General features: G+C 37.0%; 11 protein-coding genes. 2 read left to right on the forward strand and 9 right to left on the reverse strand.

Annotation, left to right across the window (positions count from 1 at the left end; translation table 11 throughout):
• Positions 1–63 precede the first annotated feature (63 nt).
• The 5 genes from KORDIASMS9_RS03695 to KORDIASMS9_RS03715 form a co-directional block, all read right to left on the reverse strand.
• The gene (locus KORDIASMS9_RS03695) at positions 64–693 is read right to left on the reverse strand and encodes a uridine kinase (protein ID WP_114901543.1); all 630 of its coding nucleotides are present in this window, start codon (positions 691–693) and stop codon (positions 64–66) included.
• Positions 694–810: 117 nt separating this feature from the next.
• Positions 811–1,926 (reverse strand): 3-isopropylmalate dehydrogenase, encoded by a 1,116-nt coding sequence (leuB, locus tag KORDIASMS9_RS03700; RefSeq protein ID WP_114901544.1) that lies wholly within the window; start codon positions 1,924–1,926, stop codon positions 811–813.
• Between the two features lie 9 nt (positions 1,927–1,935).
• Entirely contained in the window at positions 1,936–2,520 is a 585-nt protein-coding gene (leuD, locus tag KORDIASMS9_RS03705; RefSeq protein WP_114901545.1) for a 3-isopropylmalate dehydratase small subunit, read from the reverse strand.
• 2 nt (positions 2,521–2,522) lie between these two features.
• Complete coding sequence (gene leuC, locus KORDIASMS9_RS03710) at positions 2,523–3,914, reverse strand: 3-isopropylmalate dehydratase large subunit (protein WP_114901546.1); 1,392 nt, start codon at positions 3,912–3,914, stop codon at positions 2,523–2,525.
• 20 nt (positions 3,915–3,934) lie between these two features.
• Positions 3,935–5,107 carry a 2-isopropylmalate synthase gene (locus tag KORDIASMS9_RS03715; protein ID WP_114901547.1) on the reverse strand — a complete coding sequence of 391 codons (1,173 nt, stop codon included), beginning with the start codon at positions 5,105–5,107 and terminating at the stop codon, positions 3,935–3,937.
• 158 nt (positions 5,108–5,265) lie between these two features.
• Here KORDIASMS9_RS03715 and KORDIASMS9_RS03720 point away from each other — a divergent pair, with 158 nt between their 5' ends.
• On the forward strand, positions 5,266–6,810 hold the full coding sequence (locus KORDIASMS9_RS03720; RefSeq protein WP_114901548.1) for a hypothetical protein: 1,545 nt from the start codon (positions 5,266–5,268) through the stop codon (positions 6,808–6,810).
• A gap of 378 nt (positions 6,811–7,188) precedes the next feature.
• Here KORDIASMS9_RS03720 and KORDIASMS9_RS03725 read toward each other — a convergent pair whose 3' ends face one another.
• From KORDIASMS9_RS03725 to metG, 3 genes are all read right to left on the reverse strand, one after another.
• Complete coding sequence (locus tag KORDIASMS9_RS03725; protein WP_114901549.1) at positions 7,189–7,704, reverse strand: ferritin; 516 nt, start codon at positions 7,702–7,704, stop codon at positions 7,189–7,191.
• Between the two features lie 125 nt (positions 7,705–7,829).
• Positions 7,830–8,435 (reverse strand): hypothetical protein, encoded by a 606-nt coding sequence (locus KORDIASMS9_RS03730; RefSeq protein WP_162819749.1) that lies wholly within the window; start codon positions 8,433–8,435, stop codon positions 7,830–7,832.
• 106 nt (positions 8,436–8,541) lie between these two features.
• Positions 8,542–10,590, reverse strand: coding sequence for a methionine--tRNA ligase (metG, locus tag KORDIASMS9_RS03735; protein WP_114905136.1), 2,049 nt, complete (start codon positions 10,588–10,590; stop codon positions 8,542–8,544).
• A gap of 224 nt (positions 10,591–10,814) precedes the next feature.
• Between metG and KORDIASMS9_RS03740 the strand changes: the two genes are divergently transcribed.
• A complete protein-coding gene (locus KORDIASMS9_RS03740; RefSeq protein WP_114901551.1) occupies positions 10,815–11,705 on the forward strand; it encodes an LD-carboxypeptidase in 891 nt (296 codons plus the stop codon).
• 36 nt (positions 11,706–11,741) lie between these two features.
• Here KORDIASMS9_RS03740 and ppk1 read toward each other — a convergent pair whose 3' ends face one another.
• Positions 11,742–13,760: a polyphosphate kinase 1 gene (gene ppk1, locus KORDIASMS9_RS03745; RefSeq protein WP_114901552.1), complete on the reverse strand. Its 2,019-nt coding sequence runs from the start codon at positions 13,758–13,760 to the stop codon at positions 11,742–11,744.
• Between the last annotated feature and the right edge of the window lie 23 nt (positions 13,761–13,783).

Here is a 13,783-nt window from a genome sequence, read left to right on the forward strand (position 1 = left end):
TTGTTGATAAACTAAGGTCTTGCTTTCAGATTGTAAGTTTTGCGAGTGATATGTAGTTTTTTGTTAGTAATTATTTATTAAATCATAATTCCATTTTGATTCTAAAAACAAGAGATGATCTGCTTTGTTCTTATAAGGTTCAATATTGATTTTATATGAGCTAAACTCACTTTCAGATATTTTTTTAGAAAACGCAATCGTATAATTTCGTTTTACCAAATCAGCAGCTGTTCGTATTTGTTTTAAAGTGTCTTCTTTTGTATATAGAAATATACTAATATCTATATGTGGTAAGAAAGATGAATGCATAGAATGTAATCCGTCAAAAATCAATATTTCGGCTGGATTCAATTTTATAGAATCATGTCCCTTTTTACCTTCTTTATGTAGATACGGTTTAAAATCAATAGACTGTCCATTTTTTAAGGCTGTTAAGTTGTGTAACGCTTCATTTAAATCATAAGCTTGAATATGATAACCACTTATACCTTTTGCATTTCTAGTTTTTCTATCTATTAGGTATGAATCTAAAGTTAAATGGTTTGCCTTTAAATTTTGGGTAGCTAACGATTCAATAATCTTTTTTGATAGATATGATTTTCCCAAATCCGCAGCTCCACAAATAGCAACAATGGTTAACCCGCCAACTTTTTTATTAGCTATAATCTTTGCGGAAAGTGTATCTTGTATCAATAAATTTACGTCTTAAAAATAAGTAGCAAAAAGGTATTGTATTTTTATGAGATGAACAAGAATGCATAAACATTCCCTTTCCAGCATGAAGAAAGGGAATGTAGTACTCTAAAAACACTAAATAATAGTAGATTGTCCAACTCGGATATTGCCCGAATTGATATGCAAGGCATCTACATTTTCAATAAATTCTTCAATAAATGTTCCTACGTTTTGAGTAGAATATCCTCCATTTGCGTTTAAATCTGGTGTGCAAATTTGAAGATCAATAGCGCGTTCCACTGCTTCGCGAACGGTTTCTGCTTCTTCTGCTAATCCAAAATGATCTAGCAACATCGCTGCCGAAAGGATAGAAGCAATCGGATTGGCAATGCCTTTTCCTGTCGCTTGTGGATACGAACCATGAATTGGCTCAAACAACGCAAATTTTTCCCCAACCGAAGCAGAAGCCAACAATCCAATAGAACCACCAATAACGCTGGCTTCGTCCGAAATAATGTCGCCAAACATATTTTCAGTCAAAATCACATCAAATTGACTTGGCTTTAACACCATTTGCATGGCTGCATTGTCCACAAATAAGAAATCTAATGCCACCTCTGGATATTGCGAAGCCATCGCTGTCACAACTCTTCTCCACAAACGTGAAGTTTCCAACACATTGGCTTTGTCTACCAACGTTAATTTGTTATTTCGGGTTTGTGCCGCTTTGAATGCTAAATGTGCCACGCGCTCAATTTCTTCCTTGCTGTACGCACACAAATCGGAAGCACTTGTGCCATCTTCGCTCAGCGTTTTCTCCCCAAAATAAATTCCGCCCGTCAATTCGCGATAAATAGCGATATCTGTGTTTTGAATGATGTGTTTTTTGAGTGGCGATTTGTCCAACAACGTATCATACGCTTTTACAGGACGAATGTTGGCAAACAAACCTAAGGATTTGCGCAGCGCCAACAATCCTTGTTCGGGACGTACTTTAGCATCTGGATTGTTATCGTATTTCGGATCGCCAATCGCACCAAATAAAACGGCATCTGCGTCTAAACATAGATCAAGCGTTTTTTGTGGTAAAGGATTTCCTGTTTCATCAATTGCGATCGCGCCAACCAAGGCGTTTTCAAAGGTGAATTTGTGTTTGTATTTTTCTGCAATCGCAGTTAATATTTTTATGGATTGTTCCGTAACTTCTGGACCAATGCCATCGCCGGAAAGGACTGCAATGTGTAAGTTCATAACTAATTTTTAGTATATATGTTTTTGTTCAAATGCTTCTATTTTAGATAAGTTACTGACTAAAAAGTCAATGTCGTCGTATCCTTTTTGCAAGCACATTTTTTTATATGGATTGATGTCAAACGAAGCCTTTTCATCTTCAAAAGCAATGGTTTGTGCTTCTAAATTCACTTCAATTTCGGTGTTTGGATTTTCTTGAATCGCTTGTAAAAGCTTCGCTAGAAACTCAGGTGTCACAGGAATCGGCAATACATGATTGTTCAAAGCATTTCCTTTAAAAATATCTGCAAAGAAACTAGAAACGATCACGTTGAAACCAAAATCTTTCAGTGCCCAAGCGGCATGTTCTCTACTCGATCCGCAACCAAAATTATGTCCTGCAACTAAGATAGAACCTGTATATTTTTCTTTGTTTAAAACGAAATCAGCGTTGATGCTTCCATCTTTGTGATAGCGCCAATCTCTAAATAAATTTTCGCCAAATCCTGCTCTGCTTGTTGCTTTTAAAAAACGTGCAGGGATGATTTGATCCGTATCTACATTTTCTTCTGGTAACGGATAGGCTGTTGAACTGAACGTGTTGAATGTACTCATAATTAAACTTCTTCTAAGATTGGAACGTTTACATCTACTATTTTTCCTGCAATGGCCGTTGCTGCTGCTACTAATGGACTTGCCAATAAAGTACGTGAACCTTGTCCTTGGCGACCTTCAAAGTTTCTATTGGAGGTAGAAACGCAGTATTCGCCATCAGGAATTTTATCATCGTTCATTGCCAAACACGCCGAACAACCTGGTTGACGCAGTTGGAAACCTGCTGCTTCAAAGATTTTATCCAAACCTTCTTCTTGTATTTGTTGTACCACCAATTGCGAACCTGGCACTAACCAAGCATTGATATTTGGTGCTTTTTGTTTTCCTTTTACGTAATTCGCGGCAACTCTAAAGTCTTCAATGCGCGAATTGGTACAGCTTCCTATAAAGACATAGTTTACTTGTTGTCCAATCAGTGACGCACCTTTTTTAAAGTTCATGTATTGCAATGATTTTTCAAGATTGGCATCATTTTTCGATGGAATGTGTTCGTTTAGTGAAATTCCCATGCCTGGATTTGTTCCAAAAGTGATCATTGGTGAAATGTCTGATGCATCAAAAAAGTACTCTTTGTCAAATTCTGCGGAAGCGTCCGACTTCAACGTTTTCCAATAGGCAACTTTTTGATCAAAAGCTTCTCCTTGCGGTGCAAATTTCTTTCCTTTTATATATTCAAAAGTGGTTTCGTCTGGCGCAATCATTCCGCCACGTGCGCCCATTTCAATACTCATGTTGCAAACCGTCATACGTCCTTCCATAGACATATTTTCAAAGACTTCACCAGCAAATTCTATAAAATGCTCCGTTCCGCTATCGGTTCCTAATTGCGAAATGATATACAAGATGACATCTTTTGGCAATACGTTTTTTTGCAACTTTCCGTTCACGGTAATGCGCATCTTTTTTGGTTTCGTTAGTAATAACGATTGACTTGCAAAGACTTGTGCTACTTGACTCGTTCCGATACCAAACGCAATAGCACCAAAAGCACCATGTGTTGAGGTATGACTGTCTCCACAAACTAGTGTCATACCTGGTTGCGTGATGCCCAATTCTGGCGCCATTACGTGTACAATTCCGTTATATTGATGTCCTAATGCATAGAGTTCAATATTGTGTTCGTCGCAGTTTTGTTGGAGTTGTTGTAGTTGGTTTCGCGACAATTCGTCTTTTACAGGCAAATGCTGATCTACCGTTGGTGTGTTATGATCGGCAGTAGCCACAATTTGTTGTGGTCTAAATACAGGAATGTTTCTTCTTTTTAATTCATTGAACGCTTGCGGACTCGTTACTTCATGAATTAAATGTTTGTCTATATATAATATTTGTGGTCCGTTTGGAATGCTGTCTACCACATGCGTATCCCACACTTTATCAAATAAGGTCTTTTTCATTTGCTTTCAATTTTCTGCTTTTAAGCGTACATGCGCTTCGCAGTTGTGCTCATTTTTACAATATGATGAATATCGGTATCGGTTACTTCTTTGTGCTTGTCTGCAAAATTTAAAAAATCACAGTACACAGAATCCAATTCGCGTTTGGTAAGATTGTACCCAACATTTTTGGCTCTGTACGCCAATGCTGCACGTCCGCTTCTTGCCGTTAAGACAATCGACGACGTTTCTGCGCCTACATCTTTTGGATCCATGATTTCGTAAGTTTCTCTGTTTTTAATAACACCATCTTGATGAATTCCTGAGCTGTGCGCAAACGCGTTCGTTCCTACAATGGCTTTGTTCGGTTGCACAGGCATGCCCATAGTTTCAGAAACTAATTGACTCATTTCGGTCAACATTTTCGAGTTGATGTTGGTGTTTAAGTCTAAATACGGATGTTGTTTTAAGATCATCGTTACTTCTTCTAACGACGTATTTCCTGCACGTTCGCCAATTCCATTGATGGTACATTCTATTTGTCGCGCACCATTCATTACACCTGCAATAGAGTTTGCGGTTGCCAATCCCAAATCGTTATGACAATGGCAAGAAAGTATAGCTTTGTGAATTCCGGTAACGTTTTCTTTTAAGTATTTTATTTTCTGCCCGTATTCTTCTGGCAAACAGTAGCCAGTTGTATCTGGAATGTTTAAAACTGTGGCTCCTGCTTTGATAACCGCTTCGCACACGCGCGCCAAAAATTCATTGTCGCTTCGTCCTGCATCTTCTGCATAAAATTCTACATCTTCCACAAAAGATTTTGCATATTTTACGGCAGCTACCGCGCGTTCAATAATTTGTTCTGGCGTAGCTTTGAATTTGTATTTCATGTGCGATTCAGACGTTCCAATTCCTGTGTGGATTCTTGGACGTTTTGCATATGTTAGTGCTTCTGCCGCAACTTTTATATCATTTTCTACAGCACGGGTTAATCCGCAAACTGTAGCATTTTTTACTAGTTTCGAAATTGCTTCTACCGATTGGAAATCGCCTGGACTTGATACAGGGAAACCTGCTTCAATTACATCTACTCCTAAAATGTCTAATTTAGCAGCAATCATCAGCTTTTCTTCCGTGTTGAGTTTGCACCCTGGAACTTGCTCTCCATCGCGTAAAGTTGTATCAAAAATATAGACTCGATTTGAACTCATACATTAAAAATTTGAGTGTTTATTTCGTTTTAATCATACGAATGTATACTTTGTATTTCCTAAAACGAATGATGAAGCCTTCTTTTTTACAGTGCTAATTGCATTTGTTTTTGATTTAAATTACTGATAATAAATTGTTTACAGGATAATTTTTTACAATGCCAAACTCACAAAAGGAATCTTTATTTGTATTGATTAAATCGTTGTCAAAATCTGAAAAACGACAGTTTAAGTTGTATGTTGGACGGTTTGAAGGCAATGTGGATTCAAAATTTTTAGCCTTGTTTACTTTTTTAGAGAAAAGTCAAACCTATGACGAGGAAGCAATTTTGAAGAAGAAAATTGTGACAAAGCGACAATTATCTAACTTAAAAGCCAATTTATACAAGCAAATTTTAAAGAGTTTGCGCTTAAATCCTGCACAACATAATATTCGAATTTCCATTAGAGAACAACTCGATTATGCCACTATTTTGTATAATAAAGGATTGTATCGACAAAGTTTGAAATTGCTTGATAAAGCTAAAATTCTCGCTTTGGAACACGAAGAAAAAAATGTGGCGTATGAAATTGTGGAGTTGGAAAAGATTATTGAAACGCAATATATTACCCGAAGCATGTCGAGTCGCGCAGATGAACTTTCTGCGGAAGCGAAAAAACTCAGTATCCAAAATGCCTTGGCGAGTAAGTTGTCTAATTTATCATTGGAATTGTACGGTTTGTTGTTGAAAGTTGGCTATGTAAAGAACGAGAAAGATTATGAAGAAGTGACAGCGTATTTCCACGATCGTTTGCCCGAAGTAACTATGTCCGAATTGGGATTTAGAGAAAAGTTATGGTTGTACAAAGCGCATTTGTGGTTTAGTTTTTTGACGCAAGATTTTCTATCGAGTTATAAGTTTTCGTTGAAATGGGTAGAATTGTTCAATAAAACGCCAAAAATGAAGGAGATTCATCCTGTGTTTTATTTGAAAGGAAATCACTATTTGTTGGAATCGCTTTTTTATATTAAACACGAAGTAAAATTTAAAGAAGTGTTGTTGCAGTTGGAACAAGATATTGAAAATGAAGTTGTTCCGCAGAATGATAATACACGTGTATTGAGCTTTTTGTATTTGTACATGAATAAGATCAATTATCATTTTTTAACAGGAACTTTTGCGGATGGTTTGTATTTGATTGATGAAGTGAACGAGCGCATTAAACAGTTTGAAAATAGAATTGACGAACATCACGTGATGATTTTTTATTATAAAATCGCATCTCTATATTTTGGCGCAGGCGATCATAAAAATTGCATTGAATATCTACAGAAAATTATTCGAAATAAATCCTTGAAAGTACGAGAAGATTTGTTGTGCTTTTCGCGAATTTTAAATTTGGTAGCGCATTACGAATTAGGGTTGGATTACCATTTGGAAACCCAACTCAAAAGTACGTATAAGTATTTGTTGAAGATGGACGATTTGCACGAAGTTCAAAAGGAGTTTATCAAGTTTTTAAGAGGTTTGGGCAATATTTATCCGCATCAAGTAAAGAAAGCGTTTGAAGCTTTACACGCCAAGTTGAAACCTTTTGAAGACGATCCGTACGAACGCAGAGCCTTTTTGTATTTGGACATTTTGTCGTGGCTGGAAAGTAAAATTGAAAACAAACCAGTTGCCGAGATTATTCATGCAAAGGCGAAGTTGTTGTTGAGGTAACTTAGACTTTGTTAGATTTTTAGACGCTTCAGCCTTAGACTTCTTAGATTGGAAACGTCTTTGCGAGAAGCTTGCGACGTGGCAATCTGTTGCTATAATATTAAAAAGTTTTTTTGAAAAATTCTCAGTACTCATAGCTCAATACCCGTATCTTTTTTACCACGAATACACGAATTTAGACACGCGTGTTCTTAGACTTGCTTCGCGCTTAGACAGCTTTGTTTAGACTTCTTAGATTCGTCTTTGCGAGGAGTTTACGACGTGGCAATCTGTTGCTTTAAGATTCCTGCCTCCGCAGGAATGACAAAAAACGTACATATAAAAAAAAGCGACTAGAATTTCTTCCAATCGCTTTCACAGTTTGAGTTAGTGTTATTATTACTGTGTGATATCCGTTGAAGATTGTACCGTGATTGCTTGTACATCTCTGTCAAACAAGTACAATCCGCCTTTATCGTCTCCGATAAGGTTAATTTTGTCTAAGATATTTCTTGCTAGTGCTTCTTCTTCAATTTGTTCCGCAACATACCATTGTAAAAAGTTGTGTGTTGCATAATCTTGTTCTTGCAAACTGATGTGTACCAAATCGTTGATACTCTTTGAAACTTTTACTTCGTGTTCAAAGAGTTTTTGAAACATTTCTTTAAAAGATCCGTATTCTTTTGGTGGTTCTGAAAGTTGTGAAACCAAAGCGTGTCCGCCACGTTCGTTTACATATTTTACTAATTTTAGCATGTGCATGCGTTCTTCGTCAGAATGCTCGTACATGAACGAGGCAACTCCTTCAAAACCTTGCGTTTCTGCAAAACTTGCCATCGCTAAGTATACTTGCGAAGATTCAGCTTCTATTCGTATTTGCGCGTTGAGTGCGCTCTCCATATTTTGTGATAACATAGCGTTTCTCTTTTTGTTTATGTAAAAATACGCATAAGATGTGAGTTTTACTTACGGGAAGGGTAATTTTAATTTATTCTAACTAAAGGAATGTGAATTGATTGCTCTGATATTTTCAAGACTCCTTAGTCCTTATAATATTCATATTCTCTTTCCTCTGTGTACACAATTTTACCGTTTTCAGTTTTGTGATTGCGATAGGTGAAGTTGCCACGATCATCAACTTTTCGATCACTGATTTTGATGACACCTTTATTGCCATTATTGTTGCTGATAATTTCCTTCACGAGATTATCTTCATACACAAACTCATACGAATATTCAAATTCTATTGCGTCTGAATTGGCTTCAAAGATTTTTACATCTATTTTTTTCAATCTTTGTAAAGTATCCAACTTTTGTATAGTTTCAGTTATATACCTGTCATCCTGAACTTGTTTTTCATCAATTTTGATCGTATAGGAATCTACCAACTTCATTTTTCTAATTTTAATCGTGTCCGTACTGTTTTTTTCCATTGTAATTCCTACTCTCTCTACATCACTTAGTTGTTTGAAAGTCGTCACTTGATCAACAGATTGACCATCATCATTTTGAAATTGTGTTCCTTGTTCTATTTTTTCTATGTTCCCGTTTCTGTTAAAAAAGAAGGTTTCTTTGAGTTGAAAAAAGGCACCTTCTTTGCTTGTAGAAACTTGTTTTATTACTTTCACCTTTCCCTTTACTACCATAGGAAGTATATCTTTAGGAAATTGATTTTGTGATTCACATCCTAAAAAAAGTAAGCAAGAAAATATGAGCAGTATAGCTTTCATAGATCAGATTTAATATCAAAAGTTAATTAATTGTTTCTCCATTCATGACATCGTCTTCATCAGGATTTACAAACACCAATTTGCCTGTTGGCGTTTCGGTCATTAAAATCATTCCTTGACTTTCTACTTTGGCAATGGTTCTCGGTGCTAAGTTGGCTAACACCGTTACTTTTTTACCAATGATTTCTTCTGGCGTAAAGCTTTCGGCAATTCCAGAAACAATCGTGCGTTTGTCCAAACCTGTATCCACAACAAGTTTTAAGAGTTTTTTTGTTTTGCGAACTTTCTCAGCTTCTATGATGGTTCCGACACGTAAATCTAACTTGGTAAAATCGTCAAAAGTTGCCGTTTCTTTTTGTGGCTCTGGTTCTTTGTTGGCAGCTTCGTTGGCTTTTTTAGTCGCTTCCAACTTATCTAATTGTGCTTGAATTTCTTTGTCGTCAATCTTTGCGAACAGTAATTCTTGTTTGTTAATTTGATGTCCTGTCGGGATCAATACTTCTTTGGTAGAAACATCACTCCAAGTCACGTCTGCATCAAAAGCTAAAATGTTTTTTAGTTTTTTGGATGTGAACGGTAAAAACGGTTCTGACAATACCGCAATGGCAGAAGCAATCTGCAACGCCACATACATAATGCCTTTTACCATTTCTGGATCTTCTTTGATCTTTTTCCAGGGTTCATTGGCTTGTAGGAACTGATTTCCCAATCGAGCCAAATTCATTAATTCTTGACTTGCCTCACGGAAACGATATCTTTCTATAGAACTCGCAATGATCGCTGGAAAATGCTTTACTTGTGTTAATTCTTCATATTCTCCTGTATATTCTGGAATAATTCCATCATAATATTTATGCGTCAACACAACTACACGATTGATAAAGTTTCCTAAAATCGCCACTAATTCACTATTGTTACGCGTTTGGAAATCTTTCCACGTAAAATCGTTGTCTTTAGTTTCGGGCGCATTCGCGGTTAACGCATAACGCAATACATCTTCTTTCCCTGGGAAATCTTCTAAGTATTCATGCAACCAAACTGCCCAATTTTTTGAAGTGGAAAGTTTGTTACCTTCTAAATTTAAAAATTCATTCGCAGGTACATTGTCTGGCAAAATATAATCGCCATGTGCTTTTAACATCGACGGGAAAATGATGCAGTGAAATACAATATTATCTTTTCCGATAAAATGCACCAATTTGGTGTTTGCATCTTTCCAATAGGGTTCCCAATCTTTTCCTTCTCTTTCTGCCCATTCTTTTGTTGCCGAAATGTATCCGATAGGCGCATCAAACCACACATAGAGTACTTTTCCTTCTGCGCCTTCTACAGGAACAGGAATTCCCCAATCCAAATCGCGCGTTACGGCACGTGGACGCAAACCATCGTCTACCCACGATTTTACTTGTCCGTACACATTGGGTTTCCAATCTTTTTTATGTCCTTCAACAATCCATTCGTTTAAAAAGTCGCTGTATTTGTCTAATGGTAAAAACCAGTGTTTTGTCTTTTTTAAGGTAGGAACATTTCCTGTAATGGTCGATTTTGGATTGATCAATTCCGTAGCACTTAACGCGCTTCCACAATTTTCACATTGATCGCCATACGCTTCTTCATGACCGCATTTTGGACAGGTTCCTATTACATAACGATCCGCCAAAAACTGATCGGCTTCCGCATCGTATAATTGTTCTGTTACCTCTTCTGTAAACTCGCCAGCTTTGTATAATTTTTTAAAGAAATCAGACGCCGTTTTATGGTGAATTTCCGCAGACGTTCTTGAATAGTTATCAAATGAGATTCCAAAATCTTGAAACGATTGTTTGATGATTCCGTGGTATTTATCAATGATATCTTGCGGCGACACTCCTTCTTTTTTTGCACGCATCGGAATGGCAAAACCATGTTCGTCACTTCCGCACATAAAAGCAACGTCGTTGCCTGTTAAACGCAAGTAACGCGCATAAATATCGGCAGGCACATACACACCAGCCAAATGCCCAATATGAATGGGACCGTTGGTATATGGCAAAGCCGCCGTAATTGTATATCGTTGTGGATGTTGACTCATTTCGTTTGTTTTCAATTCTATTTGATTCGGTTTTCAAGGTTTTTTGTGTTGAAAACCTCGTAATTAACGTGCAAAAATATGAATTTACTTGTCTAAATCATTAATTTAGGAACGTAATAATTCAACATACATTCATTAAAACGATGATTTTTGCAACTCGTCTAAAAATGAATTTTGTTTTTGAAGAAAATGAAAGACTGTAATTTTTCTGCTACTTTTAGTATATGAAGCCACCAAAACCACTACAAAAAGGCGCGACTGTTGGTATTTTGTCGACAGCGCGAAAAATCTCCATTGCAGAAATTGAAGCTGCAGTTACATTGCTACACAGTTGGGATTTGAAAGTTGTCCTCGGAACAACAATTGAACTCGAAATGAACCAATTTGCAGGCGACGACATGACACGCATGCTCAATTTTCAACAGTTTATGGACGACGACGCTATTGACGCCATTTGGTGTGCACGTGGCGGCTATGGAACGATTCGCATTATAGATCAGCTAGATTTTTCAAGATTTGTACAACAACCTAAATGGATTATTGGCTATTCGGATGTTACTGTTTTGCATTCTAAAGGACCGCAATTGGAAGTTGAAACGCTGCATGCTACGATGCCGATAAACATTCCCAAGAATAGCAAAGCGACTTTGGAAAGTTTACGTAAAGTACTGTTTGGTGAACACTTGCAGTATACGATTCCCGCGAAAGCGAACAACAAAATAGGAAGCGCGACAGGCGAATTGATTGGTGGAAATTTGAGTATGTTGTACAGCATGTTAGGCTCCGATTTGAGCTTAAATACAGACGGAAAGATTCTGTTTTTAGAAGATTTGGACGAATATTTGTATCATGTGGATCGTATGTTGATGAACTTGAAACGCAACGGATATTTTGAAAATCTGGCAGGAATGATCGTTGGTGGCATGACCGATATGCACGACAATACGATTCCTTTTGGCAAGAACGCAAACGAAATTATTTTGGATGTGACTTCCGAATACAATTTCCCAATTTGTTTTGACTTTCCCGCTGGACATTTGGATGACAATCGCGCGTTGATTTTTGGGAGAAATGTAGCGTTGGAAGTTGCCTCAGAAGTTACATTAGTTTTTTAGTTTTTTGTGTGATGCTGCATCCAATTCAGCATAACGTTACGAGTTCATTTTTACAATTTCCTTGTAGGTTTTCTGTTGAGAATAAATCGCTTTGGCATCTTGTGGAACATATTCGTTTTTTTGCTTCACATCAATGATTCTGGCTTTTACAGAATCGTCTAATTGCCATTGTACATAACTACGCAATTGTTGGTGAATGTCTGCGTCTAAAATTGGCGTGAGCACTTCAATACGATGATCTAAGTTTCGCGTCATCCAATCGGCAGAACCGATGTACATTTTTTCTTCGCCACCATTGGCAAACATGTATACGCGTGCATGTTCTAAATATTGCCCAACCACACTTTTGACACGAATGTTTTCGCTTTGTCCCACAATTCCTGGTACTAAACAGCAAATTCCACGGACTACCAAATCAATTTGTACGCCTGCATTGCTGGCTTCGTACAAAGCTTCAATCATACGTGTGTCTTGCAGACTGTTGAGTTTTAGAATGATGTATGCTTCTTTTCCAGCTTGCGCATTTTTGATTTCTTGATCTATTAATTCTAGGAATGTACTTCGTGTTGTAAATGGAGAGATTAATAGTTTTTTGGCTTTTGGAATGATGATTTCACGCTCTAATATTTGAAAGACTTGTGCCAATTCCGACGTGATTTTTTCGCGTTTGGTCATCAAGCAGAAATCTGTGTATAATGTTGCTGTTTTTTCATTGAAATTTCCTGTGCCAATGTAGCCGTACCAACTTGGAACGTCATTTTCCAAACGTTCAATGAAGAGTATTTTGGAGTGCACTTTGATTCCAGGATAACTGTAAATGACTTTCGCGCCGTTTTCCTCTAGAATTTTTCCCCATTTGATATTGTTTTGCTCGTCAAAACGCGCTTTGGTTTCTACAAAAACCGTGACTTCTTTTCCGTTTTGTAACGCATCAATCAGCGCTGTGTTGATGCGTGATTCTTTCGCAACTCGGTATAAGGTAATTTTTATTTTGGTCACGTTTTCGTCTGTGGCAGCTTCTTCCAACAATTCCGATACATGATCAAAGGATTCATACGGAAAGTACAACAAGCGATCTTTTTCTGAAATTGCGGTAAATATACTGTCGTATGCGCTTAATTCTTTGTTTCTAACAGGTGGAAATGTTGGTAATGAAAGTTCTTTTTGTGTTGGATTTGGGAAACCAAAAAAGTCTTTAAAATTGTGATGCGTTCCACCAAAAATGATGTCGGTATCATTCACGTTTAATTCCACTTTTAGTGCGTTTAGTAAATCTGTAGAAAACGTTTTATCGACTAGCATACGCGTTACTTGTCCGGTATTTCTATTACTTAAAGAGTCTTTTATTTTTTGCAGTAAATTGCCCGAATATTCATTGTTGATATACAACTCGGCATCACGGGAAACTTTGATGGAATGGAAGGTGTTTTTTGGATACACTTCCGTGAGATGAAACTTTAGGATATCATCTACAAAAGTGATGTACTGTGTATTATTTTCTGCGGGAAATACTAGGAGTCGCGGTGAATTTTCAGGAACTTTAAAGATGAGCAATTCTTCATTGTAAACAGACGTTACGTATAATTTTTCATTCTCAATAAAAAGTTCATTGCCGTCTGAAACGTTCGTGTTCGATTCTAGTTTTGTTGCTAAATTTTCTTGGTAATACACTTTCGCGAATTGTTGCTGCGTTGTTGAAAATTGTGTGTAATCAATCAGTTCTATGCCTTCTTTTTTCAATTCGGGAATGATTTGCTCTCTATAGATTTTACCAAATTCTTCTTGTTGCAGGTTGACTTCTTTTTTGATCTTTTTCAACAACTTATTTGGTTTCGTAATTAGCTTTTTACGCAAGCCTTTGTCTAAGGTTTTTATTTGACGAATGGCAGACACGCGCACTTTAAAAAATTCGTCCAAATTAGAAGAAAATATTGCCAAAAACTTGATGCGTTCATACAATGGATTTCGGGGATCAGCAGCTTCTTGCAATACACGGTGATTGAAGCGCAACCATGAGAGATCTCTGTTGTAAAATTCGGTAGAAGTCAGTGCCATTTTTAGGTTTTAAATACCAAAAG

Origin of the sequence: Kordia sp. SMS9, assembly GCF_003352465.1 — a bacterium.
In the GTDB taxonomy this organism is placed as follows: domain Bacteria; phylum Bacteroidota; class Bacteroidia; order Flavobacteriales; family Flavobacteriaceae; genus Kordia.

Coding starts and splice junctions, on each gene's coding strand:
- KORDIASMS9_RS03725 (WP_114901549.1), bottom strand. CDS start 7,704: ATGTTATCACAAAATATGGAGAGCGCACTCAACGCGCAAATACGAATA.
- leuD (WP_114901545.1), bottom strand. CDS start 2,520: ATGAGTACATTCAACACGTTCAGTTCAACAGCCTATCCGTTACCAGAA.
- metG (WP_114905136.1), bottom strand. CDS start 10,590: ATGAGTCAACATCCACAACGATATACAATTACGGCGGCTTTGCCATAT.
- KORDIASMS9_RS03715 (WP_114901547.1), bottom strand. CDS start 5,107: ATGAGTTCAAATCGAGTCTATATTTTTGATACAACTTTACGCGATGGA.
- KORDIASMS9_RS03740 (WP_114901551.1), top strand. CDS start 10,815: ATGAAGCCACCAAAACCACTACAAAAAGGCGCGACTGTTGGTATTTTG.
- ppk1 (WP_114901552.1), bottom strand. CDS start 13,760: ATGGCACTGACTTCTACCGAATTTTACAACAGAGATCTCTCATGGTTG.
- KORDIASMS9_RS03720 (WP_114901548.1), top strand. CDS start 5,266: ATGCCAAACTCACAAAAGGAATCTTTATTTGTATTGATTAAATCGTTG.
- KORDIASMS9_RS03730 (WP_162819749.1), bottom strand. CDS start 8,435: ATGGTAGTAAAGGGAAAGGTGAAAGTAATAAAACAAGTTTCTACAAGC.
- leuC (WP_114901546.1), bottom strand. CDS start 3,914: ATGAAAAAGACCTTATTTGATAAAGTGTGGGATACGCATGTGGTAGAC.
- leuB (WP_114901544.1), bottom strand. CDS start 1,926: ATGAACTTACACATTGCAGTCCTTTCCGGCGATGGCATTGGTCCAGAA.